Origin of the sequence: Microbacterium sp. Cr-K32, from assembly GCF_000708345.1 — a bacterium.
Taxonomy (GTDB): Bacteria; Actinomycetota; Actinomycetes; order Actinomycetales; family Microbacteriaceae; genus Microbacterium; species Microbacterium maritypicum_A.
This window is the reverse complement of the sequence record NZ_JARD01000018.1, coordinates 109297-134317: the sequence shown is the minus strand read 5'-3', so window position 1 is coordinate 134317 and position 25021 is coordinate 109297. Positions and strand designations below refer to the sequence as shown.

The 25021-nt window shown below is 68.8% G+C and carries 25 protein-coding genes; 15 read left to right on the top strand and 10 right to left on the bottom strand.

What is annotated here, in order from left to right:
- Nucleotides 1-143: 143 nt before the first annotated feature.
- From GZ64_RS0108970 to erm, 3 genes are all read left to right on the top strand, one after another.
- On the top strand, nt 144-1346 hold the full coding sequence (locus GZ64_RS0108970; protein ID WP_029266021.1) for a sensor histidine kinase: 1203 nt from the start codon (nt 144-146) through the stop codon (nt 1344-1346).
- The gene (locus GZ64_RS0108965) at nt 1343-1945 is read left to right on the top strand and encodes a response regulator transcription factor (RefSeq protein ID WP_029266019.1); all 603 of its coding nucleotides are present in this window, start codon (nt 1343-1345) and stop codon (nt 1943-1945) included. Before GZ64_RS0108970 ends, GZ64_RS0108965 begins: the two co-directional genes overlap by 4 nt.
- Nucleotides 1946-2169: 224 nt before the next feature.
- A complete protein-coding gene (gene erm / locus GZ64_RS0108960; protein ID WP_029266017.1) occupies nt 2170-2934 on the top strand; it encodes a 23S ribosomal RNA methyltransferase Erm in 765 nt (254 codons plus the stop codon).
- A 57-nt stretch (nt 2935-2991) separates the two neighbouring features.
- On the opposite strand, the gene GZ64_RS0108955 is transcribed toward erm, so the two are convergent.
- Nucleotides 2992-3804 (bottom strand): alpha/beta fold hydrolase, encoded by an 813-nt coding sequence (locus tag GZ64_RS0108955; RefSeq protein ID WP_029266015.1) that lies wholly within the window; start codon nt 3802-3804, stop codon nt 2992-2994.
- Nucleotides 3805-3955: 151 nt separating this feature from the next.
- On the opposite strand from GZ64_RS0108955, the gene GZ64_RS0108950 reads away from it, so the two are divergent.
- From GZ64_RS0108950 to GZ64_RS0108915, 8 genes are all read left to right on the top strand, one after another.
- The gene (locus GZ64_RS0108950; RefSeq protein WP_029266013.1) at nt 3956-4462 is read left to right on the top strand and encodes a methylated-DNA--[protein]-cysteine S-methyltransferase; all 507 of its coding nucleotides are present in this window, start codon (nt 3956-3958) and stop codon (nt 4460-4462) included.
- 104 nt (nt 4463-4566) lie between these two features.
- A complete protein-coding gene (thrC, locus tag GZ64_RS0108945) occupies nt 4567-5970 on the top strand; it encodes a threonine synthase (protein WP_029266010.1) in 1404 nt (467 codons plus the stop codon).
- Between the two features lie 238 nt (nt 5971-6208).
- A complete protein-coding gene (locus GZ64_RS0108940; protein ID WP_029266008.1) occupies nt 6209-7546 on the top strand; it encodes a purine-cytosine permease family protein in 1338 nt (445 codons plus the stop codon).
- Between the two features lie 39 nt (nt 7547-7585).
- On the top strand, nt 7586-9133 hold the full coding sequence (locus GZ64_RS0108935; protein WP_021198103.1) for a hydantoinase/oxoprolinase N-terminal domain-containing protein: 1548 nt from the start codon (nt 7586-7588) through the stop codon (nt 9131-9133).
- Nucleotide 9134: 1 nt separating this feature from the next.
- Nucleotides 9135-10235 carry a DUF917 domain-containing protein gene (locus tag GZ64_RS0108930; protein WP_029266006.1) on the top strand — a complete coding sequence of 367 codons (1101 nt, stop codon included), beginning with the start codon at nt 9135-9137 and terminating at the stop codon, nt 10233-10235.
- Nucleotides 10232-11350, top strand: coding sequence for a DUF917 domain-containing protein (locus tag GZ64_RS0108925; protein WP_029266004.1), 1119 nt, complete (start codon nt 10232-10234; stop codon nt 11348-11350). The genes GZ64_RS0108930 and GZ64_RS0108925 overlap by 4 nt, the downstream gene beginning before the upstream one ends.
- Before the next feature lie 10 nt (nt 11351-11360).
- Nucleotides 11361-12389, top strand: a complete 1029-nt coding sequence (locus tag GZ64_RS0108920) for an S-methyl thiohydantoin desulfurase domain-containing protein (protein ID WP_029259729.1) — start codon at nt 11361-11363, stop codon at nt 12387-12389.
- Entirely contained in the window at nt 12386-13900 is a 1515-nt protein-coding gene (locus GZ64_RS0108915) for a PucR family transcriptional regulator (protein ID WP_029259730.1), read from the top strand. The genes GZ64_RS0108920 and GZ64_RS0108915 overlap by 4 nt, the downstream gene beginning before the upstream one ends.
- A 12-nt stretch (nt 13901-13912) precedes the next feature.
- On the opposite strand, the gene GZ64_RS0108910 is transcribed toward GZ64_RS0108915, so the two are convergent.
- From GZ64_RS0108910 to GZ64_RS0108895, 4 genes are all read right to left on the bottom strand, one after another.
- The gene (locus GZ64_RS0108910; protein ID WP_029266002.1) at nt 13913-14326 is read right to left on the bottom strand and encodes a VOC family protein; all 414 of its coding nucleotides are present in this window, start codon (nt 14324-14326) and stop codon (nt 13913-13915) included.
- A gap of 105 nt (nt 14327-14431) precedes the next feature.
- Nucleotides 14432-14698, bottom strand: coding sequence for a glutaredoxin family protein (locus tag GZ64_RS0108905; protein ID WP_029266000.1), 267 nt, complete (start codon nt 14696-14698; stop codon nt 14432-14434).
- 129 nt (nt 14699-14827) lie between these two features.
- Complete coding sequence (locus GZ64_RS0108900) at nt 14828-15115, bottom strand: hypothetical protein (protein WP_029259732.1); 288 nt, start codon at nt 15113-15115, stop codon at nt 14828-14830.
- Between the two features lie 124 nt (nt 15116-15239).
- Complete coding sequence (locus tag GZ64_RS0108895; RefSeq protein ID WP_029259733.1) at nt 15240-15980, bottom strand: SDR family oxidoreductase; 741 nt, start codon at nt 15978-15980, stop codon at nt 15240-15242.
- A gap of 105 nt (nt 15981-16085) precedes the next feature.
- Between GZ64_RS0108895 and GZ64_RS0108890 the strand changes: the two genes are divergently transcribed.
- Nucleotides 16086-17435, top strand: a complete 1350-nt coding sequence (locus tag GZ64_RS0108890; RefSeq protein ID WP_029265998.1) for a M20/M25/M40 family metallo-hydrolase — start codon at nt 16086-16088, stop codon at nt 17433-17435.
- A gap of 55 nt (nt 17436-17490) precedes the next feature.
- The gene (locus tag GZ64_RS0108885; RefSeq protein ID WP_029265996.1) at nt 17491-18951 is read left to right on the top strand and encodes an MFS transporter; all 1461 of its coding nucleotides are present in this window, start codon (nt 17491-17493) and stop codon (nt 18949-18951) included.
- A gap of 3 nt (nt 18952-18954) precedes the next feature.
- On the opposite strand, the gene GZ64_RS0108880 is transcribed toward GZ64_RS0108885, so the two are convergent.
- The 5 genes from GZ64_RS0108880 to GZ64_RS0108855 all read right to left on the bottom strand — a co-directional run bounded on the left by GZ64_RS0108880 (nt 18955) and on the right by GZ64_RS0108855 (nt 22885).
- Nucleotides 18955-19782, bottom strand: a complete 828-nt coding sequence (locus tag GZ64_RS0108880) for an acyl-CoA thioester hydrolase/BAAT C-terminal domain-containing protein (protein ID WP_029265994.1) — start codon at nt 19780-19782, stop codon at nt 18955-18957.
- Entirely contained in the window at nt 19779-20039 is a 261-nt protein-coding gene (locus GZ64_RS0108875) for a hypothetical protein (protein WP_231479857.1), read from the bottom strand. Before GZ64_RS0108875 ends, GZ64_RS0108880 begins: the two co-directional genes overlap by 4 nt.
- Nucleotides 20040-20234: 195 nt before the next feature.
- The gene (locus tag GZ64_RS0108870) at nt 20235-21404 is read right to left on the bottom strand and encodes an RtcB family protein (protein WP_029265991.1); all 1170 of its coding nucleotides are present in this window, start codon (nt 21402-21404) and stop codon (nt 20235-20237) included.
- A gap of 275 nt (nt 21405-21679) precedes the next feature.
- Nucleotides 21680-22084, bottom strand: a complete 405-nt coding sequence (locus tag GZ64_RS0108860) for a VOC family protein (RefSeq protein ID WP_029259739.1) — start codon at nt 22082-22084, stop codon at nt 21680-21682.
- A gap of 33 nt (nt 22085-22117) precedes the next feature.
- A complete protein-coding gene (locus tag GZ64_RS0108855) occupies nt 22118-22885 on the bottom strand; it encodes a siderophore-interacting protein (RefSeq protein WP_021198087.1) in 768 nt (255 codons plus the stop codon).
- 100 nt (nt 22886-22985) lie between these two features.
- Between GZ64_RS0108855 and GZ64_RS0108850 the strand changes: the two genes are divergently transcribed.
- Complete coding sequence (locus GZ64_RS0108850; protein WP_029259750.1) at nt 22986-23981, top strand: siderophore ABC transporter substrate-binding protein; 996 nt, start codon at nt 22986-22988, stop codon at nt 23979-23981.
- A gap of 48 nt (nt 23982-24029) precedes the next feature.
- Complete coding sequence (locus tag GZ64_RS0108845; protein WP_029265990.1) at nt 24030-25016, top strand: ABC transporter permease; 987 nt, start codon at nt 24030-24032, stop codon at nt 25014-25016.
- Nucleotides 25017-25021: the final 5 nt, after the last annotated feature.

The following is a 25021-nucleotide window of genomic DNA, read 5'->3' as shown; positions in this document are numbered from 1 at the left end:
GTTGTCGGTGCGAACGGAGTCTCCGCCGCGATGACTCCAGTCCAGCCGAGCGCTCCGTTCGGCGGCAGTGTCGGCCCGTCATCGCTTCCCGGGCGGATCGCACGACGCATCCGTGACAACTGTCACGGCTCTATCGTGGGAGCGTGAGCAGCCGCGTCGAGCCCCTCGCCCCCGTCGAACCGAGTCCGGGGGCGAGACAGCTGTCTCGCGGTATCACGGCGACGTGGTGGTACACCGTGACCGCCGTGATGTTCCTCCAGGTGATGCTGGTCTTCGCGTGGACGGGCATCCTCGCCGCGCAGGGTCAGAACGGTCCGCTGATCCTGGTGGTCGCCGTCGGCGGCCTGGTGTGGTGCGCATCGACGGCCTTGCTCCTGTTCGACTACCGCCACCGTGTCGACGCGGTGCCGGGATTCCGCTGGAGCCGCATCGCCGTCCCCCTGCTCATCGCCGTCGCGTACGGCACCGTCGCCGGGGCGCTTGCCGGGAGCTGGCAGCTCGCGGCGATGCCGATCGTCCAGTCGGTGGTGCTCCTGAACTGGCCGCGAGGCATCCGCATCCGCGTCGTCGTGGCGGGAACGCTGCTCCTGCTGGTGCTGGCCGCCGTCGACTCCTCCGCTCACGCCTTCGGTGCGGTGCTCGCGTGGTGGGTGGCCGTGATCTACACCGCACTCTTCCCCGTGATGACCGTGAGCTCGTTGTGGTGGTGGGATGTGCTCGTCACCCTCGACCGCGCCCGCACCTCGGAGGCGAAGCTCGCCGCGACCCAGGAGCGGCTGCGGGTCGCGACCGACGTGCACGACCTGCAGGGTCACCATCTCCAGGTCATCGCGCTGCAGCTCGAACTCGCCGAGCGTCTCCTGCCGAGCGATCCGGATGCCGGCATGGAGCAGCTGCGCGCCGCGCGGGTCAGCGTCGACGAGGCGCGTCAGGGGACCAGGGACCTCGCGACGCGCTTCCGCTCGGTGCCTCTCGGCGATGAACTCGCCAACGCCCGCGACCTGCTGACCGCGGCCGGGCTCGAGGTGGACGCCGCGATCGGTGCGGATGCCGACTCCGCACCGGCATCGGCCCTCGGTCCGGTCATCCGTGAGACGACGACCAACGTGCTGCGCCATGGCGGCGGGGAACGCGCACGCCTCGTGCTCACGCGCGTCGCGGGCACGTGGCGATACGAGATCGCCAACGACGTCGTGCCCGGCGCGGTCGACGAGGGTGACGGATCCGGATTGGACGGCGTCCGTCGGCGCGTCGAAGAGGTCGACGGCACGCTCGACGTGCGTCGGGACGGGGACGAGTTCGTGGTGGTCGTGACGGTCCCGGCGCGGTCGGAGGAGACACGATGATCCGTGTGCTTATCGCCGACGATGAGGCGATGATCCGCTCCGCGCTCGCAGCCCTCCTCCGGCTGGAAGACGACATCGAGGTCATCGCCGAGTGCGAGGACGGCGAGCAGGCGGTCGTCGAGGCTCTGCGACTTCAGCCCGATGTGTGCCTGCTGGACCTCGAGATGCCCGGGCTCGACGGCGTGCAGGTGGCCGAGAAGCTGCACAGGGCGATCGCGACGCGGTGCGTGGTCGTCACCCGTCACGCGCGTCCAGGCGTGCTGCGCCGTGCCCTGGCCTCCGGTGTCTCCGGCTTCCTGCCGAAGTCCCGTGGGGCCGACGAGGTCGCCGCCGTCATCCGCCGGGTCGCGGCGGGGGCTCGCTACGTCGATCCCGAGATCGCCGCCGATGCCCTGAGCGACGAGCGCTCACCGCTGACGGACCGTGAACTCGACGTGCTGCGTGCCGGTCGGCGTGGGGAGACGACGGGGCAGATCGCACGATCGCTCGCTCTCGCCCCGGGGACGGTGCGCAACCACATCTCCGTCATCCTCGGAAAGCTCGCGGTGGGCACCCGTCAGCAGGCTGTTCTCATCGCCGAGGAGCGCGGCTGGATCTGACGGCCGATATGCTGATGCGCATGGGAACGATATGCGCAGCGCCCGTGATGGGGCGCAACCTCGTGTTCCGCGACCGCCGCGCCTGACGGCGCGCTCGCTCATCGCACGCATCTGCGCGCCGTCCACCGAGATGTCATCGCACCTCGGGACGGGCAGTCCTCAGCGACGCCTCTTCGCGTCCTCCCCCCGCCGAGGTGCTCCGATTCTTCTTCTGGAGCGCACTCATGCCTCGTTCGATCCATGGTGGCCGTCACGAACTCGGCCAGAACTTCCTCACCCATCGTCCGACCCTCACCCGCATCTCCGGCCTCGTCCGCCAGACGTCCGGTTCGATCCTGGAGCTCGGCTGCGGTGACGGCGCCCTGACCCGCGCTCTCGCACAGCTGGGCAGGCCGCTCACCGCGATCGACATCGACGAGCACCGCGTGCACCGACTGCGCGCGACGCTGCCCGGCATCCGTATCGAGATCGCCGACGCCACACGTCATCCGCTCGATGCCGAGGTGGTCGTCGGCAACATCCCCTTCCACGTGACCACGCCGATCCTGCGGCGCCTGCTCTCGCGCGGTCGCTGGAACGAGGCGGTGCTGCTCACGCAGTGGGAGGTGGCGCGCAAGCGGGCAGGCGTCGGCGGTGGCACAATGATGACCGCGCAGTCGGCGCCGTGGTTCGAATTCTCCCTCGAGGGGCGGGTGCCGGCGTGGGGCTTCTCGCCGCAGCCGAGTGTGGACGGTGGCCTGCTCGCGATCACCCGACGGGGTTCTCCGCTCGTCCCTGTCTCCGATCGGCGAGCGTACGAGGAGTTCGTTCGGGTGATGTTCACGGGGCGGGGAGGCAGTCTGCCCACCGTCCTCGCGGGTGCGGCGGGGATCCCGATGCCTCGAGCACGACGCGTGGTGGCGGCTGCCGGGGTGACCGGCCGGAGCCTTCCTCGCGATCTGCGTCCGGAGCACTGGGCCGCGCTCTGGCTCCAGGTCTCGCGGGAATGACGCGCTGAGGCCGTCGAGCGCTGAAGGGGCTCGACGGCCGCGTCCGTCACGTCGTCCTCAGTGCGCGAGGACCTCGCGCAGGCGGGCCGCGAATTCCGCGGGGTGATCGACGAATCCCGTGTGGTCGCCGGGGAAACGGGTCGGCTCGATGTCGAGCTGTGCACCGAGTGCCGTCGTCGTGCGCTCGCAGAGCTGGTCGACCGACTCCTCGCCGATACCCAGGACGAGGTCGTCCGCCCGTGCCCGCAGAGTCTCGGCGTCGGGCTCCCAGCGCACGCTGGCCGGCAGCTCGTGCTGGAACCAGAACTGCTCGTCCTCCTGATGCTGCGGATCGACCTCGCCGCCGAACCACTGGATGAGCATCTCCTCCGGCATCGGGATGTTCGCCTGCGCGAAGAACAGCCGCCAGGCGCCGACGCGGTCGCCCGAGAGGGCTGCCGCGGTGAGCTCGTCGGTGAGACGACGCTGCTCGACGCGGTCGGGGAGCAGCTCGAGCAGCGGGGGTTCGTGGGCGATGACCGTGGACGCGAGGTCTCCATGCGATTGCACGAGCGCCAGGCTGGTCACCGCGCCGCCGCTCGATCCGAAGACGACCGCCGGCCCGCGATCGACGTGGGCGATGAGTGCCGCGAGATCGTCGGCGCGCTGCTGGGGGCTCGAACCCCGGGAACGGTCGTGGAGGATGCTCCGCTTGGCGCCGCGCGGGTCGGATGTGAGCACCGTGTGATCGGTCGCGAGTTCGACGGCGAACGGGGCGAAGGCATCGGCGTCCATGGGGGCGCCGATCAGGGCGAGGAGCGGTCCTTCACCGCGGAGTTCGTAGTGGAGACGGACGTCGGGCAGGTCGAGCGCAGCCGTGGTGGTGCTCATGTGGTGCTCCTTGTCATCGAGGTGGCGTTCCCCTGTTCTGCGGTTTCGGTAGGTCCAGGTTCGCCCCCCGATGCGTCCTGGCGCCATACCCGTCCGCAGAGTGCCGCGGACGATCGCTGTCGCTGTCGCTGTCGAGAGGTACCCTCGACGCATGCCCGCCTTCGCAACGCTCGCGACCTCGGTCGGCGTCATCGGCGTCGTCAGCGACGGTGCGGCGATCACCCGCGTCGCGTGGCGATCGACTCCGCCCGAAGGGAGCCTGGCGCCGTCAGACGCCACCTCCGATCCGCTGCTCGCCGAGGCGCTCGCCCAGCTCGCCGCGTACTTCGCGGGCACCCTGCATCGCTTCGACGTCCCCGTCGATCTCGGGGATCAGACGGTCGCGACGCGGGCGGTCCTCACGGTGCTGCACGAGACGGTCGGCCACGGTGAGACGATCACCTACGGTGGACTCGCCGCGCGCAGCGGCACAGATGTGCCGGCCCGGGGGATCGGGTCGATCATGGGGGCGAACCCCGTCCCGCTGATCGTGCCCTGCCACCGGGTCGTCGCGGGCGATGGGCTCGGCGGGTACTCGGGCGGCGATGAGGGACACGGGCTCGAGACCAAGCGCTGGCTGCTGGAACACGAGGGTGCGTTGCCGACCTCTCTGTTCTGAGCGGCTCTCTTCTGAGCGGAAGCCGCCTCTCGTGTCATCGCGTCATCGCGGACGGGAACACCCTGCGAGAATGGACGGGCCGAGTCCCGAGCCGAGGAGCCAACGTGCAGTTCATCTCCACCCGCGGCGGCATGCAGCCGCAGTCGTTCAGCGAGACGCTGTTGGAGGGCCTCGCGCCCGACGGCGGACTGGCGGTACCCGAGGCCATGCCGACCGTCGACGGCGAGACGCTCGAGCGCTGGCGCGCGCTGACGTACCCGCAGCTGGCGACCGAGGTGCTCGGTCTGTTCGCGACCGACATCCCCCGCGCAGACCTGGCGCGCATGACGGATGCGGCCTACGCCGACTTCCCCGACGGCGTGGTGCCGCTGCGGGTGATCGATGACGAGCTCACCCTGGTCGGGCTCTCCGAAGGCCCGACGCTCGCGTTCAAGGACATGGCGATGCAGTTCCTCGGCCAGGTGCTCGAGTACACGCTGGAGCGCAACGACTCCGTGCTCAACATCCTCGGCGCCACTTCGGGAGACACCGGATCCGCGGCAGAGCACGCGCTGCGCGGCAAGGAGCGCGTCGCGGTGTTCATGCTGTCGCCGCAGGGACGCATGAGCGCGTTCCAGCGGGCGCAGATGTTCTCGCTCGACGATGCGAATGTGCACAACATCGCGGTCGATGGTGTCTTCGACGACTGCCAGAACCTCGTGAAGAAGCTCGCAGGAGACCTCGACTTCAAGCGCTCGCAGCACTTGGGGGCCGTGAACTCCATCAATCTGGCGCGCATCACGGCGCAGACCGTCTACTACTTCTGGGCGTGGCTGCGGGCGACGGACGCCGGTGGCTGGACCGAGCTGTCGTTCACGGTGCCCTCCGGGAACTTCGGCAACATCCTCTCTGGGTTCTTCGCGAAGCAGATGGGACTGCCGATCCGGCGCCTCGTGCTGGCGGCGAACGAGAACAACGTGCTGGACGAGTTCTTCCGCACCGGCGTCTACCGGCCGCGCAGTGCGGCCCAGACCCTCGCGACCTCGAGCCCTTCGATGGACATCTCCAAGGCGTCGAACCTCGAGCGGTTCATCTTCGAGCTGGTCGGTCGCGACCCGGCCCGCGTCGTCGGCGCCTGGGACGACCTCGAGGCGCAGGGCCACTTCGACTTCTCCGCCGAGCAGGAGCGCTTCCTGGAGGAGTTCGGCATCGTCAGCGGCACCTCGACGCACGAGGATCGACTGGCGACCATCCGCGCGGTGTACGAGACGACCGGTGAGGTCATCGACCCGCACACGGCGGACGGCGTCAAGGTCGCACGCGAGTACGTCGAGCCCGGTGTGCCGATGCTCGTGCTCGAGACGGCCAAGCCGGAGAAGTTCGCCGAGACGATCCATGAGGCCATCGGCGTGGAGCTCGGCTACGCGCCGGAGCTGCAGGAGATGCTCGACGCGCCTCAGCACGTGACCGAGATGGGTGACGACGAGCACGCGCTCCGCGCCTTCATCGAGACCAACGCGCTGCACTGACCTTCGACCTCGACCCGCGAGGTGGTCGAGACCACGCCTCGAGCCGAGACCCACCCCTGGCGATGTCCGCAGGGGTGGGTCTCGTCGTCGGTCGTGATGTACCGGCGGCCGTGGACGGAGCGAGTGGTGTGCGATCTGCACATCCATGGGTGATTCTCGTGCGATATGCACATGTCGGCCGTGTGGGAAGCGTCGCTACTGTGGCGCACAACCCGTTCCCTCCTCCCGAAGGATCCTCATGGCACGCACGGCGCACGCAGACGACTTCGCGCTCTCCCGAGTGACTCCCGAGGCCCGCAGACCCTGGTTCGGAATCGCCGTGCAGCGATTCGGGCAGGTCTCGGCCCTCTCGCAGTTCCTCCTCGGCGCGACCCTCGGTTACAGCATGACTTTCGGCGAGGCCGTCCTCGCCTTCCTCTTCGGCTCGCTCATCCTCGAGGTGATCATGTGCGTGGTCGGCTTCATCGGCCAGCGCGAGGGCCTCAACACCGCTCTGCTCGCACGCTGGACCGGCTTCGGCGAGATCGGCGCCTCGCTGGTCGGCCTCGCGATCGGTATCAGCCTCATCGGCTGGTTCGGCATCCAGTCGGCCATCTCCGCGCAGTCACTCGACGCTCTCATGCCCGGTGCCCTGCCGGTCTGGGCCTGGAGCCTCATCTTCGGCCTCGCCGTCACCGCGATAGTGGCCTTCGGCTTCGTCGGGATGCAGTGGCTCGCGAACATCACCGTTCCGCTGTTCCTCATCCTGGTCGGCTGGTCGGTCATCACCGAGCTGAGCCGTCACGACATCGGCGAGCTGCTCACGGGACCGGCGCCCGGACCCACGATGAGCGTCTGGGCCGGAACCGGCATCGTCGCCGGTGGTCTCATCGTCGGTGCGATCATCACGGGTGACATGACCCGCTTCAACCGCTCGCGCGCCGACGTGATCAAGCAGACCGTCCTCGGTGTCTCGCTCGGCGAGTTCGTGATCGGTCTCGCCGGCGTGCTGCTCGCCCACGCGGCCGCCACGGGCGACATCGTCGCGATCGTCACCTCGTCGGTCGGTTTCATCGGCCTGTTCATCGTGCTCACCGGCACCCTGAAGATCAACGACTGGAACCTGTACTCCTCCACGTTGGGCCTGGTGAACTTCATCTCGACCGCGTTCGGCAAGAACCTGCACCGCGTCACGACGACCATCGTGCTGGGCGTCGTGGGATCGATCCTCGCCGCGGTCGGCATCCTCGGACAGTTCACCGAATTCCTGATCGTGCTGAGCGTCGCGTTCCCGCCCATCGCCGGGATCATGGTGGCCGAGTACTACATCGTGCGCCGCTGGCGCCCCGACCTCGACGCCACCCGCGAAGCCGGCACCCTTCCGACGACCGCTCCGCGCATCGTTCCCGCGACGATCGTCGTGTGGCTGGTCTCCGCGCTGGTCGGCTACTTCGTGACCTGGGGCATCCCGTCGCTGCTGAGCCTCTTCCTCTCGATGGTGCTCTACATCGTGGCCGGCAAGCTCGGCTGGGTCCGTGGCGTCGGCGTGGCGACGACACGACAGGCCACCTCGGTCGAAGCAGCAGCAGCGGCCTGAACCGCCGAGACAGACACCCCTCACAGGAAAGCGAGAATCATGCATATCGGCATCGACGTCGGCGGCACCAACACCGACGCAGTCCTCATGGACGGCACCCGCACGCTCGCGGGCGTGAAGCACTCGACCACCCCCGATGTCACCGGTGGCATCATCCAGGCGATCGAGGACCTGCGGGCCGGGCACGCCTTCGAGGGCGCCGACGTCGATGCCGTCATGATCGGCACGACGCACTTCATCAACGCGCTCGTGCAGGCCAGCCGCCTGGCACCGGTCGCCGCCCTCCGGCTCGGACTGCCCGCCACGCGGGCGCTGCCGCCGCTGATCGACTGGCCCGAGGTTCTGGTCGAAGCCACGCAGGCCCGCAGCTATCTCGCCCACGGCGGCTATGAGTTCGACGGCCGGCCGATCTCGCCGCTCGACCCGGACGAGATCCGGGCGCACGCGGAGGACATGAAGGCGCACGGCATCCGCTCGGTCGCGATCTCGTCGGTGTTCAGTCCGGTCAACCACGACCTCGAGGTGCGGGCGGCCGAGATCGTCGCGGAGGTGCTGGGCACGGACGCCGCCATCTCGCTGTCCCACGAGATCGGTCGCATCGGGCTGCTGGAGCGCGAGAACGCGACCATCATCAATGCGGCGCTGCGTGAGCTCGCATCGGAGATCGTCGACGGGCTCACCTCCGCCGTGCGCGCCCAGGGCATCGAGGCGCCGATCTTCCTCAGCCAGAACGACGGCACGCTCATGGACGAGGAGTACGTGCGGCGCTACCCGGTCGCGACCTTCGCCTCCGGCCCGACCAACTCCATGCGCGGGGCTGCTGCCACGAGCGGACTCGACGACTGCGCCGTGATCGACGTGGGCGGCACCACGGCCGACATCGGTCTGCTGATCAACGGCTTCCCGCGTGAGACCGCGAACGAGGTGAAGGTCGCGGGCATCCGCACCAACTTCCGGATGCCCGACGTGCTCTCGCTCGGCATCGGGGGCGGGAGCATCGTCGACGAGGAGACCGCCGAGGTCGGTCCGGCTTCGGTCGGATACAAGCTGACCACCGAGGCTCTGGTCTTCGGCGGTTCCACCTTGACCGCCACCGACATCGCGGTCGCCGCGGGGCGCGCACAGGTGGGCGATGCGAGCAAGGTCGCTCACCTCGACCCGGCATTCGTCGAGCGGGTGCTCGCCCGCATCGCCGAACGCGTGTCCGAAGCCGTCGACCGCATGCGCACCTCGCCCGAGCCCATCGCGGTGGTCGCTGTCGGCGGGGGATCCATCCTGCTCCCCGACGAGCTGCCACTGTTCGGCACCGTGCACCGCCCGGAGAACTATGCGGTCGCCAACGCCATCGGCGCGTCGATCGCGCAGGTCGGCGGCGAGATCGACAAGGTCTACGCGATCGAACCGGGGCGTCGCGACGAGACCATCGCCGAGGTGCGCGCCGAAGCCGTCGACAAGGCGATCGCGGCGGGCGCGAAGCCGTCGACCGTGTCGATCATCGACTTCGACGAGGTGCCGATCCCGTACCTCCCCGGCAACGCGACGCGCATCCGCGTGAAGGCCGTCGGCGACCTCGACATGGGAGCGTGATATGAGCTGGACGATCACTCCCGCGCACATCGACGGTCTCGCCCGCGGTGCTGCCGTCCTCGGCACCGGCGGGGGAGGAGACCCCTACATCGGAGCGCTGCTCGCTCGTCAGGCGCTGACCTCCGGCGACGTCACGGTCGTCGGCCTCGACGAGGTCCCCGACGACGCTCTCGTGCTGTTCGTCGCGATGATGGGAGCACCGACCGTGATGGTCGAGAAGCTCCCGAGCCTCGCCGAGGTCATCGAACCGGTCAGGGCGCTCAGCGTGCACCTCGGCCGTCCGATCACCCATATCGCGTGCGCCGAGGTCGGAGGGGTCAACTCGACCATCCCGATCGCCGCCGCTGCCGCGCTCGGCCTTCCGCTGCTCGACGCCGACGGCATGGGGCGGGCATTTCCGGAACTGCAGATGGTGCTCCCGACGCTGTACGGCGTAACGGCATCGCCGCTCGCGTTCAGCGATGAGAAGGGCAACACCGGCGTGCTGCAGACGGTCGACAACTCGTGGACCGAGCGCATCGCCCGCGTGGCCTGTGTCGAGATGGGGTGCTCGGTCATGATCTCCGGGTTCTCGATGTCGGGATCTGCCGCGCGGGAGTCGCTCGTCTCGGGGTCGCTGTCCCGCTGCATCGAGATCGGGCGGCGTATCGCCGCCGCACGCGACGAGAAGACCGATCCGGTCGCGGCGGTCGTCGAGCTTCTCGGCGGGCGCGAGCTGTTCGACGGCAAAGTCGTCGATGTGCACCGCGCCACCACGACCGGCTTCGCGCGCGGACGTGCACGCATCGACGGCGACGGCGACGCGACGCTGACGCTGCAGTTCCAGAACGAGCATCTCGTGGCCGAGGCCGAAGGGACTGTGCTCGCGACCACTCCCGATCTGATCATGGTGCTCGACGGGGAATCCGGCGAGCCGATCACGACCGAGGCCCTGCGGTACGGGCAGCGGGTGCGGGTGATCGCGGCACCCGCAGATGAGCGCTGGCATTCGGAGGCGGCGCTCGCGATGGTCGGCCCCGGCTACTTCGGGTACGACATGCCGTCGCACCGCTTCGACGGCAGCATCTCGGCAGGATTCGTCTCGACGGGAGCCGCGGCATGAGCTGGCAGCTCACCGCCGCAGACCTTCCCGATCTCGCCCGCGGTGCGACGCTGCTGGGCACCGGCGGCGGGGGCGACCCGTACATCGGCAAGATGCTGGTCGAGCGCGTGCTGGGGGAGGCGAGCATCACGATCCTCGACCCGGACGAGCTCGCCGACGACCTCTTCGTGATCCCGACGGCCCAGATGGGCGCGCCGACCGTGATGATCGAGAAGATCCCCGCCGGGACCGAGCCCACCCTCGCCCTGCGCACGCTCGAAGAGCACCTCGGGCGGAAGGCGGACGCGACGATGCCGATCGAGTGCGGGGGCATCAACTCGATGATCCCCCTCATCGTCGCGGCGGAGACCGGGCTGCCCGTGGTCGACGCCGACGGCATGGGCCGTGCCTTCCCTGAGCTGTCGATGGAGACCTTCGCCGTGTACGGCGTGCACGGGTCGCCCCTCGCGCTCGCGGGAGAGCGGGGTGAGAAGGTCGTGATCGACACGGGAGACGACGACCGCCAGATGGAGTGGCTCGCCCGCGGCATCACCATCCGACTCGGCGGTGTGGGACACATCGCCGAGTACGCGATGACCGGAGCCGACGTGCGCCGGACGGCCGTTCCCCGGACGATCTCGATGGCCCTCGCGCTGGGCCGCGCCATCCGGATCGCCCGTGAGGAGCATCGCTCGCCGTTCGACGCGATCGCCGAGACCCTGGCGAGCACGCTCTACCCGCACCTGCGCGAACTCTGCGTCGGCAAGGTCGTCGACGTCGAGCGGCGCACGACCGAGGGGTTCGCCAAGGGGAGAGCCGTCATCGCGCCCCTCGGTGCCGACGAAGGCGACACCTTCGAGATCTCCTTCCAGAACGAGAACCTCATCGCCCACCGGAGCGGGACGCTGGTGGCGATCGTGCCCGACCTCATCTGCGTGGTCGATCACGAGACGGCGGAGCCCATCACGACGGAGGGCCTCCGCTACGGGCAGCGCGTGCGGGTGCTCGGCATCTCCACACCGGAGATGATGCGCACACCCGACGCGCTCGCCGCCTTCGGCCCGTCCGCGTTCGGCCTCACGGCGGAGTTCGTTCCGCTCGAGACGCTGGCCGCGGGTGAGGACGTTTCTCCCTAGGCTGGAGCGCATGATGCTGCAGCGCGACGACCTCACGGCGCTCGCCCGCGGCTATGCGCTGCTCGGCTCCGGCGGCGGCGGCTCGACGACCATGCTCGAGCTGATGCTCGCCGGTGCCGAGGGCTGGCCGATCGAGGTCTCGCCGATCTCGGCGCTCGACCCCTCCACGCCCTGTCTCGGGGTTGCCTTCGTCGGCTCGACCATGCTGCTGGAGGAGCGTCTTCCGGGTGCGGCGCCGTTCACCCGGCTGCTCGACGCCGTCGAGCGGTGGATCGGTCATCCGGTCCCGGCGGTCTGTTCCCTCGAAGGCGGAGGCATGAACGGGCTGGCGCCGTTGCTGCTGGCCGGGTCGCATGTCGTGGTCGATGCGGACTGCACCGGCCGGGCCGTTCCGGGACTCGACCAGATGTCGCTGTTCGTGGATCGCGTCCCCGGCCTCGTGTTCGCCTGCGATACGGGCTTCGATGGCGTCGCGCTCGTCGAGGCGCACCGGGCGATCGATGCCGAGCGTGTCGTCCGATCGGCGATCATCCAGGCCGGCGGGGTCGGCTGCGCCGTGCTGGGCGGGTTCACGGTCGGCGATCTGCGGGAGCACGCGATCGGCGGCCACCTCGCCCATGCGCTCGACCTCGGTCGGGCCTATCTCGGCGCCGCGACCGCTCCGCTCCCGATCCTCGCCGATGCGCTCGGGGCGGAGCTTCTCGCCGAGGGGCGCATCGTCTCGGTCTCCTCGTCTGCGCACGATCCCCACGTGAACGCGGTGGAGATCAGCGGGCTCGCCGGGGCCGTGCACCGGGTGGTCAGTCGCTCCGAGACCCTCGCCGTGCTGACCGACGGCCGTCTGGTCGCATCCGCGCCGACGATCATCGTGGTCATCGATGCGATCTCGCGGGAGATCCTGGAGGTCACCGAGCTCCGACTCGCGCGGAACGTCGCGGTGCTCGCCATCCCCGCGCCGGAATGGTGGAATGCCCGACCGGATCGGCGGGCGAAAGTGCTGCCCTCGGCATACGGACTCGACGATCTGGACGCGGCGTGAACGAGAGACTGCAGTTGAGCGCGCTGCTCGCCCACGGCGAGAACGGCGGGCTTCGGAGAGTCGCGGGCCCCGAGGACGCCGCGTGGGAAGCGGTGACGGTAGGGGCGGGGGAGTCCGAGCTGAGCGCGAGCGGGCCCGATCGGCTCGCAGTCCTGACGGCGACCGCCCCGACGTCGACCTGGCAGCAGGACGCGCTGCTGCGGCGGCTGCGTGATCGCGGATACACGGGACTGGCGCTCTCGGGAGCGGCCTCGTTCGATGCCGGTGCTTTCCGCCTCGCGGATCGGATCGGTCTGTGCCTGCTCGATGTCGAACGTCCCATCCAACTCGCGAAAGCGTGCTGGATGCTGATCGAGGCGCGGGATGCGCTGACGCTCAGCCAGGTGCGCAAGGTCGCGCAGTCGTTCGAGTACGCCGCCGATGACCTGGCCGATCTGCTGGGGCACATCGCCGCGAACCTCGGTGTCGGTGCCGCGCTGATCGACTCGTCGGGAGTGCTGCAGGAGGCAGGTGCGCATCTCGACGAGCGACTGCACGCCGCGATCGGTTTCGAATCCTGGCTCGATCGGGCCGGTGTCGGCGATGCGGCGGCCGCGTCGGTGCGTGTGGACAGCCCGGGGCGCAGCGGGTTGCGGCTCGTGCTCTTCGGTCGAGGACTCGGGGAGGCACAGGTGCAGTCGCTCTCCGTCGCCGCCGAGGTGGCGATGCCGGCGGTCGCCGCACGCATCTTGATCGACGAGGTGGCGGCGGTGAACGACGTCGCCGTGTCCTCCGGGCTGCTGCGCGACTTCGTCGATCTGCATGGGACGGCCGACGCCGATGTCGAGCGGCGCATGGCCGAGCGCGGCTGGCGCACCGGTGGACATCACCTCGGCTTCCGGATGGTGGCGAGGGGACGACTCGATTCCTTCTCGCTGCTGCGGACGGTCAGTGCCGGGCTCAGCGCCATCGACGGCGATGCGCACGCGACGACGGCCGGTCGAGGACTGAGCGGGTGGCTGACCTTCCCGGAGTCGCCGGATCCTGACCGGGTGGAGCGGGCGGTCGCGTCCCTGCGGGAGCTCCATCTGAGTGCCCTGCGCGATTTCGCCGTCGCCACCGGCATCGGCTCGCTCCAGGGAGGACCGGAAGGACTCGCCGCGACTCTCGACGAGGCGGGGGATGCGGCGCGCATCGCGGCGTCGCGATCGGCGACGGGGTGGTTCGTGCGCGTCGACAGCCTCGGACTCGAGCAGCTCCTGCTCGCCTGGACCGGGAACGACACGTTCGTCCCCGCTGCGGAATCCCTGCTCGCACCGTTGCGGGAGGGAGGGGGAGAGCTGCTCACCACCCTTTCGTCGTACCTCGACCACGAATCGGGCATCGCTGCGACCGCGACGGCGCTCGGTCTGCACCGCAACACCGTGACCGTGCGGATCCGGCGTGTGCAAGAACTCCTCGGCATCGACCTGACCGACCCGGAAGCGCGCTTGGCGCTGCATCTCGCCTGTCGGGCGGTGCAGCCGCGCTGACGCGGAGTGGTCTCACTCCTCCGGGTCGCCGTGCAGCATCCACGGGATGCCGAAGCGATCGACGAGCATGCCGAAGAGGCCGCCCCACGGGGGGACGTCCAGCGGCATCGTGATCGTCGCGCCGTCGGAGAGCTTCTCCCACACGGCGCGGGTGGTGTCCTGGGAGTTGCCGCTCAGTGACACCGAGAACCCCTGCGGCTTCTCGTAGGGAATGCCGTCGGGGGAGTCGGAGGCCATGAGCACCAGACCGCCCGGAGCATCGAGTTGGGCGTGCATGACGAGGTCCTTCTGGCTCGGATCCTGCACCATGTCGGGGAACTCTCCGAAGGTGTTGATCACCAGGTCACCGCCGAGGACGCTCTGATAGAACTCCATCGCCGTGCGGGCCTCGGTGCGGAACGAGAGATACGGGTTGAGAGCGGGCATGAAGACTCCAGGAGTGTGTGAACGGTGTCATGACCGGCACCGCTGGAACTTAGTCTGCGCTCGGATCGAGAGGGTCCGCAAGAGGGATCCGGAGCGACGGCGGCCCTAGGCCGGGAGCGCCTTGACCGCGGCGGTGAGCACCTGCGGGACCGTCGGCACACCGGTGGCCCGGAAGACTTCGGTGCCGGTGGAATCGTGGATGATCACGGTCGGTGTGAACCCGATATCCAGCTTCTCGGCAGCATCCGGATCCTGTGCGACGTCGATCTCGGTCACGGTCGCGTCGGGGAGGAATCGTGCGGCCTCGGCGAGAACGGCCCAGGTCCGGGCGCAGGCGCCGCAGAACGACGATGACACCAGGGTCAGTTCCATGTGCACCTCCAGGGGGCGCCGCGCGCCACCCTGGATGCAACCGTCACCTGTTCCGTGGTGTTCCCGTGAGACGGCGGAGGTGTTCAGGCGACGGAGCGCCGCACGCTCGGTCGGATCAGCCTCGAGAGGTCATCCGCGGTCGAGGCCGAAGGTGTGCTTCACGAGCGCGCGCACGTCGCGGTCGAGGCCTTCGATACGGCTCTCCACGGCGTCGATGCGAGTGTTCACCGAGACGAATCGCGCATCGACGGCCTCGAACCGCGCGACCATCTCGGTGCGGAGCCCACCGATCTCTGACCTCACGCCGCCGATCTCGGCTCGCAACACTCGGATGAACAGCGTCGAGACCACCGTGACCATTCCGAACATCAGCGCGATGACGGCACCGATCATGGTCCAGATCTGCGGCTCGGTCATCGTGATCACGCTCTCATTCTGGTCGGATGATCTCATCCTGCCAAGACCACGAACCTGGATGCGGCGAGTGGGGAGAAGCCTGTTCCGGAGCAGTATGTGGAGAGGGACTGGAGCAGGGGCACCGCTAGCGGGCGGCGAGCCATTCGGCGAAGCTCTGGCGTCCGAGATCTGCGTCAGGACCGGGGAGAGCATGCCCCGCTCTCATGCCGGCCATCTGCGGCCCCGGCACGTTGAGTCTCGGTATCCATCCGCGGAATCCCGTCCGCCGCGCGAACGCACGCACCATGTCAGACAACTGCTCTTCCCGAGGGCCGGCGAGGTCACGCACGCGTCCCTGCGGATCGGCAGTGGCGAGTGCTGCGAGACGCGCGCCCACTTCGCTCGCAGCCACGGGCTGTGTGCGGGCGTTCGGGGCGATGTGCACGGGTCCCAGCTTCGCCCGGGCGAACATCTGCTCCGCGAACTCATGGAACTGCGTGGCCCGCAGGATCGTCCACGGTACGCGCGACGCCTCGACGATCTTCTCCTGGGCGATCTTGCCGGCGTAATAGTCGTAGGGAATGCGGTCGATCCCGACGATCGACAGCAGCACGACCTGTCCGACTCCCGCATTCGACGCCGCTGAGACCAGGTTTCCGGTCGCGGCGGTGAAGAACTCGATGGCCGCGCTCGCCTTGAGCGTCTCGATGCTCGCGACGTCGACCACCGCGTCAGCGCCTGCCAGGGCGTCGTCCAGCCCCTGCCCGGTCACCAGGTCGACTCCCTGCGACCGGCTGAGGACGACCGCGTCGTGTCCCGCTGTGCGCACCGCCTCGACGGTGTGCCGTCCGACGGTCCCGGTTCCTCCTGCGACGGCGATCCTCATCCGTGTTCTCCTTCGTCTCGGTACATCTTCTCCGGAATCGACGATGCAGGGACCGAAACGCGTGATGTCGGATCGCGCCGGAACGCGGCCCCGCTGCTGGGTACGATGGCGACTGTGACCACACCGACCGTGCGCCCGGGCATCGCCGAGCGACTTTCGCAGATGATCCGGATACCGACGGTCTCGGCCGAGCTCGAGGAACGCGGACCTGCGCCCTTCGAGGAGTTCGTCGCGCTGATCGCGGAGCTCTACCCGTTGACGCACGAGGAGCTGGGTCTGGAACGGCACACCGACTTCGGCCTCCTGTTCCACTGGGAGGGGAACGGTGCGACCTCCGACGAGCCCGTCGTGCTGATGGCCCACTACGACGTCGTCCCGGTCGACGAGAGCGACGACTGGACCCATCCGCCGTTCGCCGGCGTGATCGCCGACGGATCGGTGTACGGCCGCGGAGCGCTGGATGACAAGGGCCCGCTGATCGTGGTCCTCGAGGCGGTCGAGAATCTGCTCGCCGACGGGTTCGTGCCGCCCCGTGATGTGTACCTCTCCTTCGGGGGCAACGAGGAGACGTACGGACGCGCCGCCGAGGAGATCGCGCGAGTGCTGCGCGAACGCGGGGTGGTCCCGTGGCTCGTGGTCGACGAGGGTGGTGCCGTGGTCGACGCGCCCCTGCCCTTCGTCCCCGGCCGTGCCGCGATGATCGGTGTCGGGGAGAAGGGCGTGATGACGCTCCGGCTGACGGCCCGCGGCGACGGCGGCCACGCCTCCGCTCCGCCGTCGTCGACCGCCGTCCGGCGCATCGCCACGGCCGTGGACCGACTCGGACCCACCACCTTCCGCCCGCGGGCGTCGAAGGCGATCCTGCGGATGCTGTCGCAGCTGGCCGGGCAGACTCCGGGCCTGGCTCGGCACCTGCTGCGGTTGCTGAGTTCTGCCCCGCTGCTCACCGCGCAGGTCTTCGCCGCCCTCGGCGGTGAACCCGCAGCTCTCGTGCGCACCACGGTCGCGCCGACGATGCAGTCGGGCGGTACTGCGGCGAACGTGCTGCCGTCTCAGGCATCCGCCACCGTCAACCTGCGCATCGCGCTCGGCGAGACGACGCAGCAGACGGTGTTCCGGGTACGTCGGCGCATCCGTGACCCGCTCGTCACGGTCGAGGTCGTCGAAGCGAGCGAGCCGTCGCCGGAGTCACCGACGGACAACGCCCAGTTCGCGCTCCTCGCCGAAGCCCTCGACGTCGCTTTCCCCGGGGTGCCCGCGGTGCCGTATGTGATGATGGCCGCCACCGATTCGCGACACTTCCACCGGTTCTCGCCGGCGGTCTACCGCTTCGCACCGCTGGACATGTCGAACGCCCAGCGTTCCTCGATCCACGGCGTCGACGAGAGCGTCGAGATCGCCGCCCTGGAGCGGGGGGAGCGATTCCACCGGGCGCTGCTCGAACGGCTAGGGTGATCTCACCCTTCCCCCGGAGTGTGCCGGGGAACCCGAAGCAGAAGCAGGAGACGCGATGACGCGCACCCGCACCCTGGGCACCCTCGCCATCGTCGTGGGCTTCCTCGCCTTCGTGGAGTTCACGAGCGGTGTGCTGCAGGGGTACTACACCCCGATGCTCACCGACATCGCGCGCCATCTGGGGATCCACGACGCCGATGTGAACTGGCTCGAGGGGGCGCAGCTGATGCTGTCGGCACTCGTGGTCCCGGCGTTCGCGAAGCTCGGTGACATGGTCGGCCACAAGCGGATGCTGCTGATCTCGACCGCTGTCACCGCCGCCGCCGCTCTGGTGCTGCCTTTCACCGACTCTTTCCCGGTGTTCCTCGCGGCGTGGGCGCTGATGGGGTTCTACGTGGTCTGGCTTCCGCTGGAGATCGCTCTGATCTGGTCGCGCTCGCGGCGCATGGAGGGGCGTTCCTCGATCACGGCGAAGGCAGCGGGCCTCCTCGTCGCGGCGCTCGAAGGAGGGGCGATCATCGGCGCGCTCGTGGGTGGCGCGCTCATCGATGTCCTGCCGCTCACCGTGGTGCTGCTGGTGCCTGCCGTGCTGATCGTGGTCTGCTTCTTCGTGATCCTGTTCGGGGTCAAGGAGTCGCCGGAGCCGACGGGCGGTCTCTTCGACACGGTCGGCCTCGTACTCATCTCCCTCGCCCTCGTCTGCTTCACCGGGGGTCTCAGTCTGCTTCGGCTGGAGGGCGGCCTGACCAACCCCTGGTCCTGGGCGGTGGTGGTGCTCGGCGTCCTGCTGGTGATCCCGTTCGTCCTCTGGGAGCTCCGCGCCGACGATCCGCTGATCGATGTGCGCATGTTCCGTTCGCCGGCGCTCGGCCCCGTCTTCCTGACCGCCGGGCTCTTCGGCGTCAGCGTGCTCGGCGCGCAGGCCCCGCTGTCGACGTTCGCGCGTACCGATCCGACGGTCTACGGCTACGGTCTCGGCACGAGCGGCTTCGCGACCTCGCTGATCATCGGCGTGTATCTGATCGCCATGATCGCGGGGGCTCTCCTGTTCCCGACCGTCGCCCGGCGGGCCACGCCGCGCCTGACCCTGATGGGTGCGTCCGTGCTGGTCGGCATCGGGTTCCTCCTCTTCCTTCCGTTCCACGACACGTACGCGCAGGTCATCACGAACATGGTCGTTGTCGGACTCGGCTCGGGAGCGCTGGTCGCCGCGCTCCCCGCCGCTGCCGCATCGGCCGCTCCGGCCACGCAGACCGGTGTCGCGACGGGGCTCACCAACTCGGTGAAGACCGTCGGCGGCGCGATCGCCTCGTGCGTGTTCGGCATCGCGCTCCTGCATGGGGTCGCGAGCACGGCAGGCGCGAGTGAGGGAACGGCCGGGTCGCTCGCGGGCTACTTCACGGTGTGGATCGTCTGCGGGGTGACCGCCCTCGTGGCCGCGGTGATCCTCGTGTTCGTCCCGAAGACCGCGTTCACCGACCGATCTGTCGAGACCGAGGCGGCCTCGGCCCTCTGACGCTCAGGCGCGCAGCCCGAGTGCGTGCACGATCTGCGGCCACGCGAGGGCACCGAGTTCCGCGTCAGCCGATGGTGAGCCTCCTCGTGCCATCGTCACTCCACCGGTGGCGATCGACTCGCCGGGCAGGATCATCCGGTGCCCGGCGGGGGAGTGCGTGATCAGCCTCGTCTCCCGTCCGTTCGCTCTGCGGCGCTCGACGATCTCGGCGGCGAACCGGTCGCTCGGCCAGACACGGTCGTCGCCTCCCGCGATGAGCACGACGACGCCGCGGATGCTCTCTGAGAGGATCGTTGCGGCTGCAGTGGCGTCAGGAGCGCGATCGAGGCTCGACTGGTACAGGGTCCGGTACTCGGGCGGTTCGGTCGACGGCGACCACGACGAGTCGAACGGGACAGCCGGGAGCGGAGCCCCCTGCCAGGTCCAGTGCGATGACCAGTCCCCGTCGGCGAACCCCGCCCAGACGACGGATGACGGTGCGACCGCGACCGTCGCGTCGACCGGGTGAAGGGACGCGGTGACCAGGGCAGCCTCCGCACCGAACGACGTTCCGAAGATCGCGATGCGGTCGGCATCGTGCCGCAGGAGGTCCAGCTGATCCGTGAACAGCTCGATCGGCACTTCGTGGGGTGAGGGGCGCTGACCCGCACCGCCGAACCAGCGGATGGCGCGGACCCGGGCCCCGTGCCGTGCGAACAGGTCGGCCCGTTCTGCCTCCACGCGCCCACTCGACCCCGCGAGGAGCAGGATCGCGGTGCCGTTGGGTACTTCCGGATAGGCGTCATACCGGTCGGGTGGGGCGACCGAAGCGTGGTCTCGAAGCGTCGTCATCCGTCGCGGTCGAGACCGAACGTGCGCTTCACGATCGCCTGCACGTCGCGGTCGAGCCCGTCGATGCGGGTGTTCACGGCATCGAATCGTGCGTTCATCTCGGTGCGCAGACCGCCGATCTGCCCGTTCATCTCGGTGCGCAGACCGCCGATCTCACTGCGGACGATCCGGACGAACAGGGTCGAGACGACCGTGAGCGTGCTGAACATCAGCACGGTGAACGATCCGATCATGGTCCAGATCTGCGCGTCATTCATGAATCCCACTTCCTCATCGTCGCATCGATTCGGCAAGCCTGCCAGAGCCCGGGAGCCGAAGATATCGGTCGCGCACGAGAGGGGGAGAACCCGGCCTCTGACGTGTCGGAGCAGGTGAAGACGATCCGCCCGCGGATCTCGCGGGGAAGGGGTGGAGAGGAGACCGGGCGGCGGGATCCCACCGCCCGGTCCTGCTCAGTCGCCCTTCACGTTGACGATCTGCCGCAGCGTGTGCCGGATCGACACGAGTCCGGCGGCATCCGCCATCACCTGGTCGATCGGCTTGTACGCCTGCGGAATCTCGTCGATGAAGGCATCGGTGTCACGGAACTCGATGCCCGTCATCGCCTCTCGCAGCTGGTCGTGCGTGAAGGTCCGCCGCGCCGCCGAGCGGGAGTACTCCCGTCCGGCACCGTGCGGGGAGGAGTTCAGCGACTGCGGGTCGCCGAGCCCTTCCACCACGTACGAGGCGGTCCCCATCGACCCGGGGATGAGGCCCGGTCGACCGGCGTCCGCCTGGATGGCGCCCTTCCGTGACACCCACACCTGCTTCCCGTAGTGCTTCTCCGACTCGGTGAAGTTGTGGTGGCAGTTGATGCGCTCCTGTTCGTCGACCGGGGTTCCGAGGAACTCCGACACCTGCCGGATGACGCGATCCATCATCTCCTCCCGGTTCAGCAGAGCGAAGTGCTGGGCCCACCGCAGCTCCCGGATGTAGCGGGTGAACTCCGGTGTGCCCTCGACCAGGTATGCCAGGTCGGGGTCGGGAAGGTCGATCCACCACTGCCTCGCCAGCCGCTGGGCGACGGTGATGTGGTGCCCGGCGATCTTGTTGCCGACGCCTCGCGAGCCCGAGTGCAGGAACAGCCAGACCCGATCGAGCTCGTCGACCGACACCTCGATGAAGTGGTTGCCTGAACCGAGCGTGCCCAACTGCAGACGCCAGTTCCCGGCGTACTGCGCCGGGTCGAAGCCGTGCTTCTCGGCGAGCTGCTCCAGCTCGGCGATGCGCGGTTCCGCGGTGGCCACGACCTTGCGGTTGTACCGGCCGGCCGACAGGGGGATGGCGCGCTCGATCTGCTCCCGCAGGTCGGCGAGCCGACGACCGTCGACGTCGCTCCCCGTGAACTGCGTACGAACGGCGATCATCCCGCAGCCGATGTCGACGCCGACGGCGGCGGGGATGATCGCGCCGAGCGTCGGGATGACCGAGCCGACCGTCGCCCCCTTGCCGAGGTGCGCGTCCGGCATCAGTGCCAGGTGCGGGTGGATGAACGGCATGCGGGCCGTGGTGTGCGCCTGAGCGAGTGTCTTCTCGTCGATCAGGGACGCCCACGACAGCAGCCGTGCGGAGAGCCTCTCCATGATTCCTTTCCTTGTGGTGATGTCCAGCCACAGGTCAGAGGAGTCTCCAACGGAAAACGCCCCGGACCTGACGGTACGGGGCGTTGCGAGAGCGGATGCTGTCACACGGCGCGTGCCGGAGGGTACGACTCGTAGCGGTCATTGCGCTTCTGCTGAAGCGGCAACACCGCTGCCTGGGGAAGGTTCCGCTGCGCGGTCATCCGTCGTGCTCCTCGGCTGGCGTGCTGCGCCGATCGGCACAGCTTTGCCACACTAGGGCGCGACACGCCCGGGAGTCAAGCCGTCTCACGGGGCGGGTTGTGCATGAACTCGACCCGGATGCCGTCCGCGTCCTCGACGAACGAGGCGTAGTAGCGCTCCGAGTAGCGCGGGTACTCTTTGGGCTCGCGGACGGCTGTCCAGCCGGCGTCGACCGCGACCGCGTGCAGGCGGTCGACCTGCTCGCGCGTCGGTACCGCGAAGGCGATGTGCTGCCAGCCGATGCGGCCATGACGGTGCGGAGCGGAGTCCTCATCCCAGGTGTAGAGGATGATCTCGGTCTCGTCGCCGTTGTTCCATGAGATCGAATGATCGTTCGCGCCCCCGCTCTGATACCCGAGAGCGGTGAGCACGGGGTGGAACTGCGCCCGTCCGCGCTCGAGGTCGTCGACGGTGATGCCCAGATGATCCAGAAGAGCCACGGGTCGAGTCTTCCAGCAACCGCCGACGTCGTACTAGTGCGGGGCGTGGTATTCGGCTTCGCCGCGCTTCCAGTAACCCTTCACGACGGCTTTCGCGGTGTCGACGCTCCAGCGCTCGAGCAGCGCTCGGCCGGGCTTCACGATCGACTGCTCGGCGGCGATAAAGACGAACGGGTCGGCACCGATCGCGTGCTCGGCGGTCAGCCCCTCGAGGAAGGCGATGAGGGCGGAACCGGAGGGCGCCTCGCCACGATGCAGCCACTCGATGTCGACGGGCGCGTCGATGTCGACCTCTCGGCCGGGGTTCACGGTCTCGATCACGATGCGTGCGGGCGTGCCGTCGGGGATCAGTGCGGCGAAGCGACGGATCGCCGGAATAGCGGTTTCGTCGCCCACGAGGAGCCACGAGCCGGGCTCACCGGACAGAACGGCCGCTCCGCGGGGACCGCCGACACCGATCGTCGATCCGAGCGGTGCCGTCGCCGCCCACGGCGCGGCGACGCCCTGGTCACCGTGCACGGCGAACTCGACGTCGAGCCAGTCCTCGCCCCAGGCGAGCGGTGTGTATTCGCGGCTGGGTGACGCTCGGAGCTCCTCGACGGATTCGGTGGGGCCCGCGGGGAAGAACAGGCGCATGTGGTCGTCGGAGCCGGGAGAGTCGAAGCCGGCGAGATCGGAGCCCGTCAGGCGCACACGCACGAAGTCGGGGGCCAGCCACTCGCGGGCGCTCAAGGTGACGTTGCGGAAGCGCAGCTCGAGGCCGCGACGCTCGATCGAGAAACCGGATTTCGTATCGCTCATAAAGTAAGGCTAACCTAAATGTGCCGAGGGGAGTCGCCCTCCACTCTCGGCTTCCGGCGCCGCAGCGTGCGCATCGATCCCGCAGAACAGGAGTCTCTCCATGTCCGTGCCCAGAACCCTCACCGCCACGAGCGCCGCTCTCGTCGGCCTCCTCGCCCTCGCCGGCTGCACCTCCGGCGGCTCGGCGGAACCGGAGAAGACCGAACCCGCAGCAGCGACCGTCACGATCGAGGACAACACCGGCACGCACGAGATCGCGACGCCTCCCACATCCGTCGTCGCGCTCGACAACCGCACCTTCCAGACGCTTTCCGACTGGGACGTCGAGCTCTCCGCCGGGGCCGTCGCGCTCATGCCGGAGACCGTGTCGTACGTGAAGGACGACGCGATCGTCGACATCGGACTGCACAGCGAGCCCGACCTCGAAGCGGTCGTCGCCGTCGAGCCTGACCTGATCATCAGCGGCCAGCGGTTCACTCAGCACAACGCCGCGATCGCCGATCTGGTCCCCGACGCCACGATCGTCGACCTCGAGCCGCGCGAAGGTGAGCCCTTCGGAGACGAGCTCAAGCGCCAGGTCACCGTCCTCGGCGAGATCTTCGGCAAGCAGGACGAAGCCAAGAAGCTCGTGGACGACTTCGACGCCGCTGTCGAGCGCGCCAAGGCGGCGTACGACGATGCCGACACCGTCATGGCCGTGAACACCTCCGGCGGACAGATCGGCTACCTCGCCCCGACCGTCGGACGCTCGCTCGGACCGATCTACGACATGCTCGGCTTGACCCCCGCGCTCGAGGTCGACGACGCGACCGACGACCACCAGGGCGATGACATCTCGGTCGAGGCGATCGCCGCCTCGAACCCCGACTGGATCCTCGTGCTCGACCGTGACGCCGTCTTCGCGGCCGACACCCCCGACTACGTGCAGGCCGCGGAGATCCTGGAGAGCTCCGAGGCGCTCGCCGGCGTCACCGCTGTGAAGCAGAAGCAGATCGTGTACATGCCCACCGACACGTACCTGAACGAGAGCATCCAGACGTACACGACGTTCCTCGACGACCTCGCCGACGCCCTCGAGAAGAGCGCGAAGAACTGAGGTACGGCGGCGGCATCCGGACGATCCGGGTGCCGCCGCCCCATCATCATGGTCTCCACCGACATCGCTCCGCCGCCCCGCTACGCCGGGCGGCTCTTCGACGTGAAACTGCTCATCGGCGTGCTGATCGTCGTCGTCCTGCTCGCGATCTCGCTCTTCACGGGTGTGTACGACGTCACCGGCGCGGACGACGGCGCCCAGATGTTCCAGATCACCCGAGTGCCCCGCACGATCGCCCTGGTCCTCGCCGGCGCCTCGATGGCCATGGCGGGCCTCGTCATGCAGCTGCTCACCCAGAACCGCTTCGTCGAACCGACGACCACCGGCACCACCGAATGGGCCGGCCTCGGGCTCCTGATGGTCATGATCCTCGTGCCGCAGCCATCGCTTCCCCTCCGGATGGCCGGCGCGGTGCTCGCAGCGTTCATCGGCACGATGGTGTTCTTCGCGTTCCTGCGCCGGGTGGCACTCAAGTCGTCCCTGATCGTCCCGATCGTCGGCATCATGCTCGGGGCCGTGGTCGGCGCATTGTCGACGTACCTCGCGCTGGCCACCAACTCGCTGCAGATCATCGGCGTCTGGTTCGCGGGCAGCTTCACCTCGGTGATGCGAGGTCAGTACGAGATGCTCTGGATCGTGGCTGTCATCGGGGTGATCGTCTTCATCGTCGCCGATCGGCTGACCATCGCGGGGCTCGGCGAGGAAGTCGCCACCAACGTCGGCGTGAACTACAACAGGATCATCCTGCTCGGGACGGTGCTGATCGCGGTCACCACCGGCGTCGTCACCGTCGTCGTCGGCAATCTGCCCTTCCTGGGGCTGATCGTGCCGAACATCGTCTCGATGGTGCGCGGCGACGATCTGCGCAGCAATCTTCCGTGGGTGTGCCTGCTCGGCATAGCGATCGTCACCGTGTGCGACATCATCGGACGCACGATCATCATGCCGTTCGAAGTGCCGGTGTCGCTGATCCTCGGGGTGGTCGGCGCCGTGGTGTTCGTCCTTCTCCTGCTCAGGCAGCGTCGACGTGGCTAGCGGGG